General features: G+C 65.2%; 19 protein-coding genes and 1 tRNA gene. 6 read left to right on the top strand and 14 right to left on the bottom strand.

Annotated features, from left to right (window positions below):
• The first annotated feature begins 3 nt into the window (after positions 1–3).
• Positions 4–2,019, top strand: a complete 2,016-nt coding sequence (locus EAH75_RS16970) for a S9 family peptidase (protein WP_140806307.1) — start codon at positions 4–6, stop codon at positions 2,017–2,019.
• 51 nt (positions 2,020–2,070) lie between these two features.
• Here EAH75_RS16970 and ychF read toward each other — a convergent pair whose 3' ends face one another.
• The 8 genes from ychF to EAH75_RS16930 form a co-directional block, all read right to left on the bottom strand.
• A complete protein-coding gene (gene ychF, locus EAH75_RS16965; protein WP_140653551.1) occupies positions 2,071–3,159 on the bottom strand; it encodes a redox-regulated ATPase YchF in 1,089 nt (362 codons plus the stop codon).
• Between the two features lie 82 nt (positions 3,160–3,241).
• Positions 3,242–3,835: an aminoacyl-tRNA hydrolase gene (gene pth / locus EAH75_RS16960; RefSeq protein WP_140653549.1), complete on the bottom strand. Its 594-nt coding sequence runs from the start codon at positions 3,833–3,835 to the stop codon at positions 3,242–3,244.
• A gap of 54 nt (positions 3,836–3,889) precedes the next feature.
• Positions 3,890–4,585 (bottom strand): 50S ribosomal protein L25/general stress protein Ctc, encoded by a 696-nt coding sequence (locus EAH75_RS16955; protein ID WP_140806306.1) that lies wholly within the window; start codon positions 4,583–4,585, stop codon positions 3,890–3,892.
• 105 nt (positions 4,586–4,690) lie between these two features.
• The gene (locus tag EAH75_RS16950) at positions 4,691–5,632 is read right to left on the bottom strand and encodes a ribose-phosphate diphosphokinase (RefSeq protein WP_193557813.1); all 942 of its coding nucleotides are present in this window, start codon (positions 5,630–5,632) and stop codon (positions 4,691–4,693) included.
• A 50-nt stretch (positions 5,633–5,682) separates the two neighbouring features.
• Positions 5,683–5,759, bottom strand: a tRNA-Gln gene (locus EAH75_RS16945).
• Positions 5,760–5,816: 57 nt separating this feature from the next.
• The gene (ispE, locus tag EAH75_RS16940) at positions 5,817–7,217 is read right to left on the bottom strand and encodes a 4-(cytidine 5'-diphospho)-2-C-methyl-D-erythritol kinase (RefSeq protein ID WP_140806305.1); all 1,401 of its coding nucleotides are present in this window, start codon (positions 7,215–7,217) and stop codon (positions 5,817–5,819) included.
• Between the two features lie 76 nt (positions 7,218–7,293).
• Positions 7,294–7,899 (bottom strand): lipoprotein insertase outer membrane protein LolB, encoded by a 606-nt coding sequence (gene lolB / locus EAH75_RS16935; protein WP_140653542.1) that lies wholly within the window; start codon positions 7,897–7,899, stop codon positions 7,294–7,296.
• Positions 7,896–9,653: a tetratricopeptide repeat protein gene (locus EAH75_RS16930; RefSeq protein WP_140806304.1), complete on the bottom strand. Its 1,758-nt coding sequence runs from the start codon at positions 9,651–9,653 to the stop codon at positions 7,896–7,898. Before EAH75_RS16930 ends, lolB begins: the two co-directional genes overlap by 4 nt.
• Before the next feature lie 93 nt (positions 9,654–9,746).
• Here EAH75_RS16930 and hemA point away from each other — a divergent pair, with 93 nt between their 5' ends.
• The 3 genes from hemA (at position 9,747) to ppk2 (ending at position 13,067) form a co-directional block, all read left to right on the top strand.
• Positions 9,747–11,021 (top strand): glutamyl-tRNA reductase, encoded by a 1,275-nt coding sequence (gene hemA / locus EAH75_RS16925; RefSeq protein WP_140806303.1) that lies wholly within the window; start codon positions 9,747–9,749, stop codon positions 11,019–11,021.
• A 93-nt stretch (positions 11,022–11,114) separates the two neighbouring features.
• Positions 11,115–12,194, top strand: coding sequence for a peptide chain release factor 1 (gene prfA, locus EAH75_RS16920; RefSeq protein ID WP_140806302.1), 1,080 nt, complete (start codon positions 11,115–11,117; stop codon positions 12,192–12,194).
• Between the two features lie 108 nt (positions 12,195–12,302).
• The gene (gene ppk2, locus EAH75_RS16915; protein ID WP_140806300.1) at positions 12,303–13,067 is read left to right on the top strand and encodes a polyphosphate kinase 2; all 765 of its coding nucleotides are present in this window, start codon (positions 12,303–12,305) and stop codon (positions 13,065–13,067) included.
• A gap of 3 nt (positions 13,068–13,070) precedes the next feature.
• On the opposite strand, the gene EAH75_RS16910 is transcribed toward ppk2, so the two are convergent.
• From EAH75_RS16910 to EAH75_RS16900, 3 genes are read right to left on the bottom strand one after another with little or no spacing between them, the layout of a single operon-like run.
• Positions 13,071–13,337, bottom strand: coding sequence for an acylphosphatase (locus EAH75_RS16910; protein WP_140806299.1), 267 nt, complete (start codon positions 13,335–13,337; stop codon positions 13,071–13,073).
• Between the two features lie 13 nt (positions 13,338–13,350).
• Positions 13,351–13,836, bottom strand: a complete 486-nt coding sequence (locus EAH75_RS16905) for a TlpA family protein disulfide reductase (protein WP_140806298.1) — start codon at positions 13,834–13,836, stop codon at positions 13,351–13,353.
• Positions 13,833–15,110, bottom strand: a complete 1,278-nt coding sequence (locus EAH75_RS16900) for a YihY family inner membrane protein (protein ID WP_140806297.1) — start codon at positions 15,108–15,110, stop codon at positions 13,833–13,835. The genes EAH75_RS16905 and EAH75_RS16900 overlap by 4 nt, the downstream gene beginning before the upstream one ends.
• A gap of 119 nt (positions 15,111–15,229) precedes the next feature.
• Between EAH75_RS16900 and wrbA the strand changes: the two genes are divergently transcribed.
• Both wrbA and EAH75_RS16890 read left to right on the top strand, forming a co-directional pair.
• Complete coding sequence (wrbA, locus tag EAH75_RS16895) at positions 15,230–15,832, top strand: NAD(P)H:quinone oxidoreductase (protein WP_140806296.1); 603 nt, start codon at positions 15,230–15,232, stop codon at positions 15,830–15,832.
• Positions 15,829–16,206, top strand: a complete 378-nt coding sequence (locus EAH75_RS16890) for a DUF2069 domain-containing protein (RefSeq protein WP_140806294.1) — start codon at positions 15,829–15,831, stop codon at positions 16,204–16,206. The genes wrbA and EAH75_RS16890 overlap by 4 nt, the downstream gene beginning before the upstream one ends.
• 37 nt (positions 16,207–16,243) lie before the next feature.
• On the opposite strand, the gene EAH75_RS16885 is transcribed toward EAH75_RS16890, so the two are convergent.
• The 3 genes from EAH75_RS16885 to EAH75_RS20180 form a co-directional block, all read right to left on the bottom strand.
• Complete coding sequence (locus EAH75_RS16885) at positions 16,244–16,486, bottom strand: hypothetical protein (protein WP_140806293.1); 243 nt, start codon at positions 16,484–16,486, stop codon at positions 16,244–16,246.
• Positions 16,487–16,921: 435 nt separating this feature from the next.
• Positions 16,922–17,407: a hypothetical protein gene (locus tag EAH75_RS16880; protein ID WP_140806292.1), complete on the bottom strand. Its 486-nt coding sequence runs from the start codon at positions 17,405–17,407 to the stop codon at positions 16,922–16,924.
• 181 nt (positions 17,408–17,588) lie between these two features.
• The gene (locus EAH75_RS20180; RefSeq protein WP_428993518.1) at positions 17,589–18,167 is read right to left on the bottom strand and encodes a DUF6624 domain-containing protein; all 579 of its coding nucleotides are present in this window, start codon (positions 18,165–18,167) and stop codon (positions 17,589–17,591) included.
• Between the last annotated feature and the right edge of the window lie 17 nt (positions 18,168–18,184).

Genomic DNA, 18,184 nt, shown 5'->3' with positions numbered 1-18,184 from the left:
CGCATGAAATCCGCACGGTCTGCCATTCTCTGGATCGCATGTTTGCTGGCGTGCCCCGTGGGAGAGACGGCGGCAACGGCGCCCGTTTTCCAGCTGAGTGATCTGCAGCGGATCGTCTCCCTCGGCGATCCGCAGATTTCCCCTGACGGGAAAGAAATCGCCGTGATAGTTTCCACCCCGGATTGGAAAACGGATAAAGCCAAAAAAAAGATCGACCTGGTGGCTGTGGCGAACAGTACACGCCGCACGCTCGTCAGAAATCGCGAGAACCTTTCCTCGCCGCGCTGGTCAGCTGACGGCACGCGCCTGGCGTTCCTCGCGAAGGACCCGAGGACCGGGAAAACCCAGATCTTCGTGATGTCGATGAACGGTGGCCGCACATGGCGTGCGACCGACAACAAGCAAGGCGTGGATGACTATGCCTGGAGTCCGGACGGGAAAAGCTTCGCGTTCATCGCGCAGGATCCGCCGCTCCACGCAGAAGCCATCAAGGCGCACAACAAGGTGTTCCAGGTCACCAACGGCCATTTCCTGTTGACCAAGGATGTAGCGCCCTGGCAGTTGTGGGTGGCTCCGGCCGCGGGCGGGAAAGCCAGACAGCTGACCCGAGGCGCCTTCAGCCTCGGTACCGATCACGGAGGCGCGACGACGCCCATCTGGAGTCGCAACGGCAAGCGCGTCGCGTTCACCCGGTTTCCGGATGTGCATTGGGCGTCGTCGTTTCATTCCGTCATCGGCGAAGTGGATGTCGCGAGCGGCGAGATGCGGACGCTGGTTCCCGCGCCAGGCTCGGACCATATCGAATTCGCGCCGGTGGGCGACGCCCATGCGTTCTCGCGCCCGCGCGGCGGCGACCGGAACAATGGCGACGCCGTGTATGTGAACGTGGACGGCCGGACCTACGATGCAACGGCGGCACTGGCGCGCCATTTCAGCAACTACGTCTGGATGCCGGACGGCCGGACACTGATCGCCGCTGGTGGGCTGGGTACGCATACGGTGCTCTGGAAGCAACCGCTATCGGGGAAAGCCACGCTGCTCGACCTTGGCCACGTGGAAGCCAACAACGGCCTGGGCATCACGACGAGCAGCAGTACGACCAGCATGAGCGTTTCAGGAACCGGCGTCATCGCTTTTATCGGCACCACGGCCAATCATCCCTGTGAGTTGTACGTTCTGGATTCCATTAGCGCCAGGCCACGCCGACTCACCGACGTGAACGCCTTTACGGACAGTCTCGACCTGGGCCGCACCGAATCCATCGAATGGAGCGGCCCGGATGGTTTTCGCGAAGATGGCGTACTGGTCTACCCGGTCGGTTACCAGCAGGGCCGCAAGTATCCGCTGGTACTGGTGATCCACGGCGGCCCTCCGATCTCCTCCAACGCGGGTTTCCAGCAGCTGGCGCAACTGCTGGCGACCGCCGGCTTCCTGGTGTTCCAGCCGAACTATCGCGGCAGCACCAATCTGGGCGACGCATACCAGCACGCCATTTATCGCAATACGGGCGACGGCCCGGGCAAGGACGTGATGGCGGGTCTCGCCGCCGTGGAGAAGCTCGGCATGGTGGACGAGAGCCGCATCGGCGTGACCGGCTGGTCGTATGGCGGCTTCATGACCGCGTGGCTCACCAGTCATTACGACGTGTGGAAAGCTGCCGTCGCCGGCGCGCCGCTCACCGACTGGCTGATGGATTACAGCATCTCCTATTACCAGGAGGCCGACGCCCACCTCTTCGGCTCATCGCCCTGGACGAATGCCGGCTGGGACATCTGGCGTGCGCAATCACCGATCAACTACGTGCGCGACGTCAAGGCACCGACCCTGATCCTGGGCGACGCGATGGATTCGAACGTGCCGCTGGTGAACGCCGAGGAGTGGTACCACGGGCTGCGCGACAATGGCGTCACCGTCGAGTTCTACGCCTATCCCGAGACATCGCACCTGCCCCACGACATCGTGCAGGTCAGCGATGTCTACCGCCGGTGGGTGGGGTGGATGGAGAAATATCTCAAGTGACGGACGCCCCGCCTCGTCGCGAGGATCGGAGATCTGCGGTGCAGCCGACCTTCAGACGTTGAACAGGAAGTGCAGCACGTCGCCGTCCTTGACGATGTATTCCTTGCCTTCCTTGCGCAGCCGGCCGGCCGCACCGGCACCGGCTTCACCCTTGTACTGGATGAAGTCGTCGTAGCTGATCGTCTCTGCGCGGATGAAGCCGCGCTCGAAATCAGTGTGGATCACACCGGCGGCCTGCGGTGCGGTGGCACCACGCTTCACCTGCCACGCGCGCACTTCCTTCACGCCGGCGGTGAAGTAGGTCTGCAGATCGAGCAGCTTGTAGCCGGCACGGATCACCCGGTTCAGGCCCGGCTCGTCCAGGCCCATGTCCTTCAGGAACTCGTCGCGGTCGGCGTCTTCCAGTTGCGCCATCTCCTCCTCGATCGCCGCACACACCGGCACCACTTCGGCGCCCTCGGCGACGGCGCGCTCGCGCACGGCATCCAGCAACGGGTTGTTCTCGAAGCCGTCGTCGGCGACGTTGGCGATGTACATCAGCGGCTTCAGGGTGAGCAGGAACAGGTCGCGCACCAGCGCCTTCTCTTCCTCGTCCAGGCCCAGGCTGCGCGCCGACCTGCCTTCGTTGAGGCCGGCAGAGAGCTTCTGCAGCACCGGCTTCTTCGCCATGGCTTCCTTGTCGTTCGCCTTCGCCGCGCGCTCGGCACGGTTCAACGCCTTGTCGACCGACTCCAGGTCGGCCAGCGCCAGCTCGGTGTCGATGGTGTCGATGTCGGAGATCGGATCGACCTTGCCGGCGACGTGGATCACGTCGCCCTCGAAACAACGCACCACGTGGGCGATCGCGTCGACCTCGCGAATATGCGCGAGAAACTTGTTGCCGAGACCCTCGCCCTTCGACGCACCAGCAACCAGGCCGGCGATGTCGACGAACTCCACCGCAGTCGGAATCACCTTCTGCGGGTTGACGATGGCCGACAGCGCGTTGAGGCGCGGATCCGGCACCGGCACCACGCCGACGTTCGGCTCGATCGTGCAGAACGGAAAGTTCGCCGCGGCGATGCCGGCTTTCGTCAGCGCGTTGAACAGGGTGGACTTGCCGACGTTAGGCAGACCGACGATGCCGCATTTGATGCCCATGATGATTCCGGTGGGGAAACGCGTGTGGCGAACCGATCGAATGACCGGCCTGTAGCCCGCATTTGCCGCATGAATGGTGGTGTTACCTGGTTTTGCCGTCTTCTGTCGTATGCAACTGCTGCATTGCCTTGTCGAACTGGCCGTCGACCGCCAGCGGCAGCACGTCCAGCGCACGGGCGATGCCACCGAGGATCGCGTCTTCGTCCTGTGCCGATGGCCGGCCCAGCACCCATGGCGTGACCTGATCGCGGTGGCCGGGATGACCGATGCCCACGCGCAGCCGATGGAACTTGCCGTGACCCAGGTGGGCCATGATGTCGCGCAAGCCGTTCTGGCCGCCGTGGCCGCCGTCGAATTTCATCCGCACGGTGCCGGCAGGCAGGTCCAGATCATCGTGTGCCACCAGGCACTGTTCCGGCTCGATCTTGTAATAACGCAACGCCGAGACCACGGCGATGCCGCTCTTGTTCATGAAGGTGGCCGGCTTGAGCAGCCATACCTGCTGGCCGCCGATGCGTACCCGGCAGGTTTCGCCATGCAGTTTGCCGTCGAAACCGAAGCGCTCGCCCTGCCCGCTTGCCAGAGCGTCCACAAACCAGAACCCGGCGTTGTGCCGGGTTCTGAGATATTCGGCGCCGGGATTGCCCAGCCCGACGATGAGTTGCAATGCAGCCATGAGCGACCCGCCATGATGTCCCACGCTCGATGCGAGCGCGGGACACGGCATGACTTACTTCTTGTCGGCAGGCTTGGCGGCGGCCTTGGCGGCAGGCTTCGCAGCTGCAGCCTTGTTCGCCTCGGCTTCGGCCTCGGCGGCGGCGTCTTCGGCGGCGTCCGCGGCACTTTCCTTGACCACGTTCACCGTGACCACCGCGATATCGTGGGCCTCACCCAGCTGCAACGCCGGCAACTCGACATTGGCCGGCAGCTTGAGGTCGGACAGGTGAATGATGTCACCCGCCTGGAGCGCACCCAGATCCAGCTCGATGAACTCGGGCAGATGCTTGGGCAAGCAGAGGATTTCCACCTCGGTCAGGTTGTGCGAGATCACCACACCGGAGGTCTTGCCGGCGGTGGAAGTTTCCTGATTGAGGAAATGCAGCGGCACGTTCACGCGCAGCTTTGCATTCTCGTCGATGCGCAGGAAGTCCATATGCATCATCAGCTGCTTGAACGGATGCTTCTGCCAGTCGCGCACCAGCACCTTCTGCACCGCGCCGTCCACATTCAGATCAAGGACGGACGAGAAGAACCACTCGTGCTTGGCGGAGAGCAGGATGGTGTTGTGCTCGATCTGGATGCTTTGCGGATCCTGACCGGCGCCGTAAATGACGGCAGGCACGAAGCCGGCATGACGCAGGCGGCGGCTCGCACCTTTCCCCTCGTCCTTGCGGCTCTGCGCCTTGATTTCATGAGTCTTGGCCATTTCAGTATTACCTTGGGTTCTGAAGAACCGCCTCGCGGCGGTTTTGTGACTTTTCCGCGACCAGAAAAGCCGATAGTGCCGGGCGGCTACGCCGCCCCGGCGAAATCAATCCACGTACAACGAACTCACCGACTCGCCAAAGGCGATGCGGCGAATGGTTTCCGCCAGCAGCTCGGCGACCGAGAGCTGACGGATCTTGGCGCAGGCCTGCACTTCCGGGCGCAGCGGCAAGGTGTTCGTGACTACCAGCTGATCCAGCTGGGAGCCCTCGATATTGCTGATCGCGGCGCCCGACAGCACCGGATGCACGCAGTAGGCAACCACCTTGCGGGCGCCGCGCTCCTTCAGAGCTGCAGCTGCCGCACACAGCGTGCCGGCGGTGTCGACGATGTCGTCGACCATCACGCAGGTCTTGCCGTCCACGTCACCGATGATGTTCATCACGGTGGACACGTTCGCCCGGGGGCGGCGCTTGTCGATGATGGCCAGATCGGCGTCATCCAGCCGCTTGGCGATTGCGCGCGCGCGCACCACGCCACCCACGTCCGGACTGACCACGATCAGGTCTTCCATGCTGTGGCTGCGCCAGATATCGGCCAGCAGCACCGGCGAGGCATACACGTTGTCGACCGGGATATCGAAGAATCCCTGAATCTGGTCGGCGTGCAGATCCACCGTCAGCACACGATCCACACCGGCGGCGCCAATCATCCTGGCAGCCAGCTTGGCGGTGATCGGCACCCGCGCCGAACGTGGCCGGCGATCCTGCCTTGCATAGCCGAAATACGGAATCACTGCGGTGACGCTGGCCGCCGAGGCGCGCTTGAGCGCATCGGTGAGGGCCAATAGTTCGAACAGGTTCACTGCACTCGGCGCGCCGGTCGGCTGCAGCACGAACACTTCCTGCTTGCGAACGTTTTCCTCGATCTCGATCTGCACCTCGCCATCGCTGAACGTACCGACCAGCGCCTTACCCAGCGGCACGCCCAGACGATGGGCGACATCCTCCGCCAGGGTACGATGCGCGTTACCGGTAAACAGCATCATCGGGGTGGACGTGTCCACAGTGTTACCTCGAAACAAAAGCCATCATGAAGTGGCTGGGGCGGCAGGATTCGAACCTGCGTATGCGGGAATCAAAATCCCGTGCCTTAACCAGCTTGGCGACGCCCCAGTAGTATTTGTGTTCGCTCGTATCTGTCTCTGTCGACGGCCGTGATGCCCGTGGCCGTCAGGTTGTTCGTGTCGCTCGATCCGCGCCCCGGTGGCGCGCCAGTGCATCCTGCAAAGGTGAAACCTCGACACCCGTGGCCACCTGCGCCGTGAATGCCGTCGGACACTGTGCGGCCACAGTCCATGCCCGATGAAGTGAACCCGTTTCAAGAAACACGCAACCACCGCTACCGGATAGTCGCGCCTGACCGAAGCCACCGAGCCAGTCCAGTGCCGCTGCGACCCGCGGGTGCCGCGCCCGCACGACCGGCGTAAAGGCATTTTCCGTCGTTTCACCGGAAACAAAGGATGAAATTGTCGCCCGCGGGGCATTTCGTGTCAATTCAGGCGCTTGAAAAAGCGCAGCGGTTGGCACCGGCTCGTGCGGATCGAGCACGACATAGTGGCGTGGCGGCAAGGCCAGCGCAGTGAGCTTTTCGCCGATGCCTTCCGCCCAGGCCGAGCGTCCGCGCACGAACACCGGCACGTCCGCACCGAGCTGGCGGCCCAGTTCGGCCAACGCATCCTCACCCAGATCCAGTTGCCACAGCAGGTTGAGCGCCACCAGCATCGTGGCCGCATCAGAACTTCCGCCGCCCAGCCCGCCACCCATCGGAATGCGCTTCTCCACCTCGATATCCACGCCGGCGGCCGTGCCCGAATGCCGTTGCAGCAGCTGCGCCGCGCGCACCATCAGGTCGCTGTGCGCGGGCACACCAGGCACCTCATGCAGGCGGCGAATCGCGCCGTCCTCGCGCAAACGCAGGCGGATCTCGTCGCCCCAGTCGAGCAGGCGAAACACCGTCTGCAGTTCGTGGTAGCCGTCCGCTCGCCGCCCGGTGATGCGCAGAAACAGGTTCAACTTGGCCGGCGCCGGCCATACCGTCCACTCGTCGCGACCAGGCGCGGACAACGACCGGCTCATGAACACCCGCAAGTGATCGGGAAATCCATTCTCGCGATCGCGTTGGCGCGCATACGCAAATGCCGGACCGTCCTTGTCGACCACCGCGAAGCCGTGTTTTGCGTAGAACGGCGCATTCCAGCGCACATCGGCCAGGGTGCCCAGATCGACCCGTCGGTAGCCGGCCGCCCGCGCCCAGTCGCAGGCGTGCGCCAGCAGCGCCGCGCCGATGCCACGCTGGCCGTAATCCGGCAACACGTCGATTTCGGCGATGCCGATGGCACTACCGCCAGCGTCCGTATCCAGCCAGACAAATCCGACCGGGGCGGACGCTTCGTTCAACGCGACCCAGACCAGGCCACGACTGATCGCCTGCTGCAGCAACTCCGGCGGAATCGACATGACCGAGTAGCTCGCCCATGCCGGATGACCCCGGAACAACTGCACGGCCTTGCGCTCGATCGCGCACAGGGCGTCGACCTGACTCGGGTCTGCACGTTCGATGAGGAATGCCATCGTGATTCCGGAACTCGGGTAACGGTCGCGCCGCCTGAGGGGCGCAAAGCCTAACCCAATCGGAGCGGCGACGGGCTTACTGGAACTGCCACGACTCGATCGACAGCTTCACCTTGTACGGCAGTTTCTCGGCGTACACCTTCTTCGGCAGCGGCGGCTCCCGGGTGGCGTCCCATTCGCGATAATCGACCGCCCAGCCGTCCTGCTGCAGCAGCGACGGCAACCGATCCGCACCGAAACTCAATTCGGCCGGGCCGCTGTCGGCACGCAAGCCGAGCACCCAGGCACGCAGGTCGCGCAATGGCACTTCCCAGCCCAGCGCCTTGCGCATCAGCGCCTCGGCATCCGGCCCGCGCAGTGGGCCCGGATCGAGACCCTCCAGCAAGGCCCCAGCGGGATCGCCGCTCAATCGGAAACTCTTGCCGGTGATGGGCGCGCGCAGCACGAATTCGTATTGGTCGCCGTTCTGCGTCCAGCTGAAGCTGCCGCTGCCGCCGTCCTTGCCATCGGAAACACCGAGCCGGCCCTGCAGCACCCAATGATCGGCATGGGCCAGCGCCTGTTCGCGCGCCAGCTGGGCGTTGAGCAGGCCGGCGTCGCCCTTCATGCGTACGGCCGGCACGCAGGCGGCGAGCAGCAGCGGCAATGCGACTGCTGCGAGAACCCTCAATCGTTGCTTCATGGCTGCAACCGCTTCAGGGTTTCCTGCAGGCTGCGGCTCTTCGGATCGAGTTTGCGCACGTCGTCGAAGACCTTCTGCGCTTCCTGCTGGCGCCCCTGTTTCCACAACACCTCGCCCAGATGCACGCCGACATCGGCGTCCTTGCGCGCCGCCCACGCGTCACGCAAGGTCTGCGCGGCTTGCTCCAGATGGCCCTGGCGATACTGCAGCCAGCCCCAGGAATCGGCGACCGCCGGATCATCCGGCTTGGCCGCGCGGGCGGCACCGATCAGTCGCTCGGCCGCGGGCAGGTCGCGGTTCGCATCCGCCAGCGTGTAGCCCAGCGCATTGCTGGCGTCGACGTCACCGGGCTTGATCTTCAGCAACTGCTCGAAATCCTGTATCGCCAGATCGACCTGGCCGCCGTCGGCATAGGCCAGGCCACGGCCGTACAGCAGACCCGGATCGTTCGGCACCACCTGCAGGGCGCGGCTGAACGCCGTCTCGGCCTTGGCGTACTGCTGCTCGCCCAGATACAGCTCGGCGTCGGCCTGCCAGGCCTGGCGCAATTGCGCCGGCTGATCCAGAGAATCCAGCTGCAGCTGTTCCAGCAGCTGATGTGACTCGGCAAGCTTGCCTTGCGCATGCAGGATCATCGCGCTGCGCAGATCGGCATCGAACGCATGCACGTCGTCGTCGCCCACCTGGCCGTACCACGTCAGTGCTTCGGCGTCGCGATGCTGCATCTCGGCCAGTTGGCCGAGCAGATAGGCACTCTTCTCGCGCACGTCGGGCGCAGCCTTCTGCAAATCCTGATACAGCGCCGCCAACGCCTTGCCATCCTTGTTGTGGGCAGCGAGCCCCGCGCGCAGGGCATAGATATCGGCGTCCTGCGGGCCATGCTCAAGCAGTCTGGCCGCGCCCACGTAGTCACCAGCCTCGCTGAGCATGCCGGCGTAAGCCAGCCGCAGGCGAGCGTTTTGCGGCTCCTTGGCCAGTGCCTTCTGCAGCAACGCGCGAGCGCCCTCGCGATCGCCATCCCGGAACTTCATCTGCGCGGCCCACGCATAGGTTTCAGCGCTCTTGAAGCGCTGCATCGCCGCCTCGGCGATCTGCACGGCATAGGCGTGCCGGCCGAACTTGTCGCCCAGCTCGCTCATCGCCAGCCACGCCTGCACATCGCCCGGCAGGCGCTGCGGGGTTGCCAGTGCCTCCAGCAAGCGGCCAGCCTGGGCCTGATCGCGGGCACCCACCAGCACGCGACCGAACTGGCGCCAGGCATCCTTGGCGGTGCTGCCGGTCAGCAGTTCCAGCTGGCGCCGCGCCTCATCGGCGTCGCCACGATCCAGTGCCAGTTCGGCCCGCGCCTGCGCCATCTCGGCCGGCTTGGCATCCAGCACCTGCCAGCGATCCAATGCACGCTGGGCAGCCTCATTGTCGTGGATGGCGATGGCCAGACTGGCGGCCCGTTCAGCCACCTTGGGATCGCCGCTCAACAACATCGCCTTGCCGTAATGGCCTGATGCTGTCTTCAGGTCGGTGTGGTTCAGCGCCATCTCGCCCGCCAGCAACTGCGCCATCACGTCATGACCGGCGTCCGGCGTGGCGACCACCACCTGCGCCAGCGGCTGCGGCGTGGATGAGGTCTTCTGCGCGGTCCGCAGCGGCGTGGCGGCACACGCGCCCAACCCCAGCGCCAGCAGCGCTACTGCCGTAAAATGCCGCAGTTGCTTGAACTTGGTCGCCGCGCTGCGCACACTACTGTCCATCCACATGCCTGTTCTGGTCGCACTGGTCATCGCATGGCGACGTTGCGCCAAGCTTAGCCTACGCCGCCGGATCCCTGCCGCCGAGATGCTCCCCACACCATGCCGCTGATCGCCCTCGGGCTCAATCACCTCACCGCGCCGGTCAGCCTGCGCGAACAGGTGGCGTTCGACATGGACGCCGCCGGTGAGGCCCTGCTCGCGCTGACTCGCGAGCCAGGCGTGGAAGAGGCGATGATCCTGTCCACCTGCAACCGCACCGAGCTGTATGTCAGCGTGGCGGCCGGGGCCGAGGACATTCCGCGCGCATGGTTGAATCGTCATCATCATCTGACCCCGGGCAAACTGGATGAGTTCCTGTACCGGCACGATGAGCACGAAGCCGTGCGCCACATGTTCCGCGTCGCCACCGGGCTGGACTCGATGGTGCTGGGCGAGCCGCAGATCCTCGGCCAGGTGAAGGACGCCTACCAGCAGGCGCGCGAAGCGCAGGCGCTGAAGGCGCCGCTGGACCGGCTGATGCAGCACACCTTCGCGGTGGCCAAGCGGGTACGCACCGACACCCGCATCGGCGCGCATACGGTTTCCGTCGCGTTCACCGCGGTGCGGCTGGCCGAGCAGGTCTTTGCCGACATCAAGCAGGCCTGCGTGTTGCTGATCGGCGCCGGCGACACCATCGAACTGGCCGCCCGCCACCTGGCGGAAAAACAGGTGCGCCGACTGATCGTTGCCAACCGCACGCTGGAAAGTGCGCAGGAGCTGGCCGGCCGCTACGGCGGCTATGCGATCTCGCTGGCCGAGCTGCCGCAGCATCTGGCCGAGGCCGACATCGTGATTTCCTCCACCGCCGCGCGGCAACCGATCGTGACCCGCGCGATGGTCGAGCAGGCGATGGCGACGCGCCGGCGCAAGCCGATGTTCATGGTCGACATCGCGGTGCCGCGCGACATCGAGGAGGCCGTGGGCGAGCTGCCGGACATCTACCTCTACGGCATCGACGACCTGCATCAGGTGATCGACGACAACCGCCGTTCGCGCGCCGCCGCCGCGCACGATGCCGAGGCGATCATCGATCTGCAGGTGAATCGGTACATGGCCTGGCGCCGCGCGCTGACCCTGAAGAATCCGGCGATGGACATGCGCCAGCATGCCGAGGGTTACCGTGACGAAGTGCTGGGCAAGGCTCGCGCCATGCTGGCCAACGGCAAATCGCCGGAGGAGGCGCTGGCATTCCTCGCCAACACGCTGACCAACAAGCTGCTGCACCATCCCAGCGCGCGGCTGCGCGAGGCGGCGCTGAGCGGCGATCTCGACCTGCTCCACGCGGCCGGCCGGCTGTACGGGCTCGATGAGGAACAGGCAAAGCGGGACGCATAGCGAGAGCGGCTGGCTGCCGCTGTTCCGCTGTCATTCGCCACGGTGCAGGCTTCGCCTGCCCGTCACGCCACCCTCGCCCGTCGTCCTGTTCCCATGACTCCATCGATCCGTCGCAAGCTCGAAACACTGGCCGAACGCCACGAGGAAATCGGCCTGCTGCTGTCGCAACCCGACGTGCACGCCGACAACGTCCGTTTCCGCGAACTCTCGCAGGAATATGCGCAGCTCGAACCGGTCACGCGCTCGCTGCGCGAGCACGCTCAGGCCGAACGCGAGCTGGTCGATACCCGCGCCATGCTGGGCGACCCCGAATTGCGCGAGATGGCCACCGACGACGTGCGGCGGCTGGAACAGCGCCTGCTCGACCTGGATGGCGAGCTGCAACTGCTGCTGTTGCCGAAGGACCCGCGCGACCAGGCGAATCTGTATCTCGAAGTGCGCGCCGGCGCCGGTGGCGATGAAGCGGCCCTCTTCGCCGGTGACCTGTTCCGCATGTATCTGCGCTACGCCGAAGGTCGTCGCTGGCACGTCGAAATACTCAGCGAGCATGCCGGCGAACATGGCGGCTACAAGGAAATCGTGGCCCGCATCGAGGGTAACGGCGCCTACTCGCAGCTGAAATTCGAATCCGGCACCCACTGCGTGAAACGCGTACCGGCCACCGAGTCGCAGGGCCGCGTGCACACCTCCACCGCCACCGTGGCGGTGCTGCCGGAACTGGACGAGATCGAGGACATCACGATCAATCCAGCCGACCTCAAGACCGACACCTTCCGCGCCTCGGGCGCTGGCGGCCAGCACGTCAACAAGACCGACTCGGCGATCCGCATCACCCACCTGCCGACCGGCACCGTGGTGGAGTGTCAGGAGGAACGCAGCCAGCACAAGAATCGCGCCCGTGCGATGAGCTTGCTGAAGGCGCGTCTGCTCGATGCCGAACGCAGCAAACAGAGTGCCGAGCAAGCCGAGGAACGCCGGCTGCAGGTCGGCACCGGCGATCGCAGCCAGCGCATCCGCACGTATCGCTACAAGGACAATCTGGTCACCGACCACCGCATCGGCCTGAACCTCTACAGCCTCACCGAAATCATGCAGGGCGATCTCGGCGAACTGATCGACACGTTGACCCGCGAGCACCAGGCCGACCAGTTGCAGGCGCTCGGCAGCGTCTGAACCTCGCCGTCACGACAGGCTGGGTTACCCTGCGACGGCCCGTTCCCTTGTCGTCATTCCGGCGAACGCCGGAATGACCAGGCTGAGAGGTTTGGAGGCTGGACACTCATGAGCAAGCACTACCGCAAGACAATGAAGGAACTGCAGCTCGAACTGATCCGGCTGCAGCATGGTCTGCACTGCAGCGGTAAACGTCTGCTGGTGATCTTCGAAGGCCGTGACGCCGCAGGCAAGGGCGGCACCATCAAGGCCATCACCCAGAGCCTGGATACGCGCGGCTATCGCATCGCTGCGCTGCCGAAACCGAGCGAGCAGGAAACCACGCAGTGGTATTTCCAGCGCTACGTCGCCCACCTGCCCTGTGCCGGCGAGCTCGTGCTGTTCGACCGCAGCTGGTACAACCGCGCCGTGGTCGAGCCGGCGATGGGCTTCTGCAGCAAGGCGCAGTACGAGGCCTTCCTCGACGCCGTGCCCGCCTTCGAGAAGCTGCTTACCGACGACGGCATCATCGTGCTCAAGTACTGGCTGGCGGTGGATCAGGTCGAGCAGGAAAAGCGCTTTGCCGAACGCGCCGACGATCCGCTGAAGCGCTGGAAACTGTCGCCGGTCGATATGGTCGCGCGGCAGAAGTACGCCGAGATGGGCAAGCTGCGCGACGTGATGATCGAGCGTACGCAGCGCGAATACGCGCCGTGGTTCGTGGTCGACTTCAACGATCAGAAGCGTGGCCAGGTCAACCTGATCCACCACCTGCTGCAGCAAGTGCCACTGCACGACGAGCCAGTCCCGCAGGTGAAGCTGCCCAAACTCAAGGGCAAGCCGAAAACCGAGCACGTCACCGACGTGGCCGGGGGGGTGCCGAATACATTTTGACGCTCAGCCGGTATGGAACCCGCGCAGATCCTGCTCGGGCAACTCCTCGCGACTGACCGCCTCGACGCGCGCCGCCGGCGGTCCGCGCTGCAACCAGCGCTCCAGTGCATCGAGCGCGTGGGCCGGCCCACAGGCCAGCACCTCGACACAGCCGTCCAAACGGTTCTTCGCATGCCCGGTCAGCCCGAGGCTCAACGCCTGCTCACGGGCACTGGCGCGATAGCACACACCCTGCACCCTGCCGCTGACGATGAACCTCGCGCTCGGCATCACGGCATACCCATCACGGCTGGCCGATCAGGGCCGCCAGCGATGCCTCGGTGACCGGGCCCACGACGCGCTTGGCCACCTTGCCATCCGGACTGATCAGATAAGTGGTCGGCAGGCCACGCGGCTCGTCGAAATCCTTCAGCGGCTTGTCCAGGGTGACCTGCGCAATCGGATACACCACCGGATGCTTGGCCAGGAACGCCTTGATGTCGGCCGGCTCGCTGTCCTCGTAGGCCAGCCCGATCGCCGCGACATTTTTATGCGTGGCGACGAAGTGCGAGATGTCCGGCATCTCCTTGATGCACGGCACGCACCAGGTTGCCCAGTAGTTGACGATCACCCACTTGCCGCGCTGCGCGGCCAGATCGAAGGTCTTGCCATCCAGCGTGCTGACTTGCAGCGTGGGCTGGGTCGGCATGGCCGCTTGCACGGGCGCGGTCAGTGCCAGTGCGAACACCAGCGCGGCAGCCGATGTGGGGAGTGAGGGGAACAGGGTCATGCGGGAAGTACCTCGGTATCGGCTGCCGGTTCGGCAGTCGGGGGATAGATCTGGTCGAGCCGCGCACCCAGCTTGGCCTCGAGCGCCAGGGCCAGCTCCGCCAGCATGGCCAGCAACTCCGGCGGCAGGTCGATGCCCAGGGCAGCGGCCTCCTGCACCGGCTGCAGCGGCAGGCGATAGTCGGTATGCCGGTACACGCGCAGCAGGTCGGTACTGTCCAGGCTGCGGCAGAGCAGCCAGCCGCCCGCCTCGCCACGCCGGATCAGCTCGGCCTCCTGCAGATCCTCGAAATAGGCGGCGATCAGGGTGCTGCGCAGGTATGGTTCCTTCACGCGCACGTCGGCCGGATCCACGCAGTCGCCGCTCCGTTGCGCGTCGACGAAGTGCCGCAGCACCACCAGCAAGCCGAGGAACTCGGCGCCCTCGGGCAGCGTTTCCATCGGTGCGTGGTATTCGAACGCGGACGCCGAGGCAGCGATCGAAGCGGCCAGGATCACGATCACCCACGACAGGTAGATCCACAGCAGGAAGATCGGGATCGCCGCCAACACACCATAAATCTGCTGATAGGACTGCGCCTGCTGCACGAACACGGTGAAGCCCCAGCGCGCGATTTCGAACAGCACCGCGCCGAGCAGCGCGCCGATCGCCGCATCGCGGCGCGACACCTTGCAGTTCGGGATCACCGCATACATCAGCCACAGCGTGAAAAACGTCACCAGGAACGGCAGCACGCTCAGCAGACTGCGGGCGATGCCGCCCAGCTGGTCGGCGGCCGTGTGCAGCAACGGCGCCGCGGTCACGTAGGAGGTCACCGCAACGCCGCCGACGATCAGGATCGGTCCCAGCGTCAACGCCGCCCAGTACAACAGCAGGCGCGAACTCCAGCTGCGCGGCTGATGCACGCGCCAGATCCGGTTCAGCCGATCCTCGATGCTGATCATCATCGACAGCGCACTGAACAGCATCACCAGGATGCTGATGCCGGTGAGCTTGCTGGCGTTGGCGGCGAAACCCAGCATGGTGTTCTGCACCGCTTCGCCGGCCGACGGCACGAAGTTGTTGAACACGAAATTGACCAACGTGTCGCGCGCCGGCTGGAACACCGGGAACACCGAGAACATCGCGAACACCGCCACCGTCAGCGGCACCAGCGACACCAGCGTGGTGTACGACAGCGCGCCGGCCGTCTCGAAGCACTTGTCATCGACGAAGCGCTGCCAGATGAAGCGGCTGAAGCTCTTCGTGCGATCGCGATTGAAGCGTCGGACCATCGGTATCCTTGCGTCGGCAGCAGCACGCCACGGCCAACATGTGGGCATCGGTCGGTACACTAGCGTATTGCCGATGAATGTCCCAAGCACATGAGTCCCATCCCTATGAGCTGCAGCGCATGAACCAGGAAATCCTCGTCCTCTACTACAGCCGCAGCGGCCACACCGCCCAACTGGCGCGACTGATCGCGCGCGGCATTGAGGAAGTGCCCGGCATGCGCGCGCGCCTGCGCCAGGTGCCGCCGGTGGCGCCGGTGACCGAAGTCGCGCAACCGCCGGAACCCGAGGACGGCGCACCGTACGTGACCAGGCAGGACCTGCTCGACTGCGTGGGACTGGCCATGGGCAGCCCGACCCGCTTCGGCAACATGGCCGCGCCGCTGAAATATTTTCTCGACTCGACCGGTGCCGAATGGGCCAGCGGCGCACTGGTCGGCAAGCCGGCGGCGCTGTTCACTTCCACCAGCACCATGCACGGCGGCCAGGAATCCACCCTGCTGACGATGGCGCTGCCGCTGCTGCATCACGGCATGCTGATCGTCGGCCTGCCCTACACCGAGCCCGCACTCACCACCACGCAAAGCGGCGGCACACCCTACGGCCTCAGCCACGTGGCCGGCGCCAAGGGCGACAACGCGATCAGCGAACACGAACGCGAACTGGCCCGCGCACTGGGCCGGCGCCTGGCCGACGTGGCCCGCCGACTGGCGGACAGGCCATGACTACCGCCACGCGCGCACCCATCCTGCCGGTCTATCGCGTCGGCATGATCGCCTGGGCCTTGCTCATCGTGCTGCAACTCGTATGGCATGCCTGGCTGGTGCCGCCGCAGAGCATGCCGCTGACCTTGGTACTCGCGATCACCGTCGTCCCGCTGTTGCTGCCCCTGCTCGCCCTGCGCGACATGCGCCGCGCCCTGCTCTGGGTCGGCATCCTCAGCCTGTTCTACTTCTGCCACGGCGTGTCCGAGGCATGGAGTTCGGCAGGCGAGCGCTGGCTGGCGATCGCCGAAATCGTGCTGACCGTGTTGCTGATCGCGGCGCTGGGCGCCGGGGTGAAGCGGCGGCCGCCTGCTGCGCCGCCCGCGCGCGATTGACCGGCGGCGCCACGCCTGACCGCCGTCCGCACGGGAATCAGGGCGCGACGTCGGTGTTCGGCGATATGGCGTGCAACATGCTCCGATAGGACTCGAGCACGCTGTCGGGGATGTCCTGCGCCACCAGCAGCGCGTAAGTCTCCTCATGCTCCTGATGGAACTCGTAGATCAGCGCCGCCGGATTCGGATGCGACTTGGTCAGCGCCCGCAGTGACACCTGCAGGGCGGCCATCATTCCGTAGATCTTGTCGTTGGTCACCGGCTCGATGGGATCGGTCATGGCGGTCTCGATGCTGGAGTGGAATGGCGGGCGCTTGCGCGCACGGTGGAAGCTGGATGAATCCGGCGCCTGGTTTCCCCGACGTCGATTGAATTTCAATCGACGTCGAGTGCGTCGGCAGTCGAGCGCGAGTGCCCATCACCCGGCGCCGAGTGCCTGATCTCCGGCGTCGACAATGAAACCGTCGGCGCCGACTCCGCGCCAGTCGGCGGGGATGGAAAAACCCTCGACGGCGAGGTGCCGACACCCGGCGGGGAGTAGTGAACACTCGACACCGAGTGCGCCGCCCTTGGCGGGGATGGTCGAAGACTCGGCGGAGACTGCCGCGCGCTCGGCGGGGATGGCGCGATACCCGGCACCTGCTGCCTGATACCCGGCGCCGGGCACCCGATGCCCGGCAGGAAGCGGCAGCCGCCGCCCGCCGGGTCTGGCCGCTCAGGCGGTTGCCGGCTCCGGCGTGGCCTGGCTGGCGCGGGTGCCGGGGAAGCGCTGGCGCAGGTCATCGTAGATATCCTGCGCGCCGGCGCGGCTGCGGTGCGCCGCCTCGCGCACGCTCTGGTAGTAGGCCAGGTCGGCCATCCATACCTCGCTGGACACCAGCTGCACGGTGTCGTCCACGCTGGTCGCCAGCGTCTGCAGCTCCGCCGCAAAACGCAGCAACTGCGCACGCAGGGTGCGATCCTTCTGCACCTCGGCCAGCTCCACGAAACCGGGCACGAACTCCGCCCGGTTGCCCATGTAGGTCGTGCACTTCTCGTCGAAGCCGATCGACTTCGGCCCCATCTTCGGCAACTCGCGCCGCTCCTGCGCCGACAGCGTCACCAGAAACGGCAGCACCCCGCGGATCGCCGTCAACGCCCCCTGCACCGTCGCCACATCCTCATCCGACAGTACGGCGGAAATACGATTGTCATGGCTCATGAAAACACTCCCTTGCATCAAGAAAAAGCCGCCCGGATGGCGGCGTGGGGAGCGTAGCAATGAGGTGGCGTGGGGTAGGGGCGATGGGCGGTGTAGGGGGAGGAGGATGGGGTGTAGGCGGAGTGCCGTACCAGCGGCCTAATCAGGTCGCCGCGCTCAACACAGGTGCGTACTTGGTGAGCTACAGCCAGCCCACGCGTTTACGCCAAGCAAGCTCTTGTGCGTCTTTGGTTGCTTGATTCGTAGGGACGGGCGGCGGATTCATGCGGGCTCGAGCAATTATTTCTGACAGAGGCGGCAAGCCCAACGCTTGCCTCCGGGCATCCACGTTCTCTGCGTCCTCCAGGGGACGCGGCTCAACCCCGTTTTGACCTTCTTGCAGCTGTGTTCCGTACCGTTGAGGGAGGCCCTCGAAGAGTCTGATCCTGTCATCCATGTAAGCATGCTGCCATGGATGTGCATCACCGTTCGCGCTTGCCTGGCGCAAAAGATCGCGGCATTGACGCATGAACGCAGGTTCTCCGATTGAGTGTTGTGCAATACGCCAAGCCGCATGGGCGCCGCGCTCTCCAACTAACGAGAATCCGGGCCAGCCGTGATTCGCAATAATCTCCCGGAGTTGAGCGGCATTGGCGCGATGGACTGCCTCCATTTGCGGATGGTAGCCCTCAAACAGAGAACCGTCTGCCGCGAGATCTGCCCGCACTCGTTGATCCCAATCGTCGAGGTCGATTAGACGCTTTCCTAGGGCTTTATCCACAATGGTTCCTCTGCGCC

Origin of the sequence: Rhodanobacter glycinis (genome assembly GCF_006438785.1) — a bacterium.
Lineage (GTDB): Bacteria > Pseudomonadota > Gammaproteobacteria > Xanthomonadales > Rhodanobacteraceae > Rhodanobacter > Rhodanobacter glycinis_A.
The sequence above is the reverse complement of the archived record's forward strand: the minus strand, read 5'-3'. Positions and strand labels throughout refer to the sequence as shown.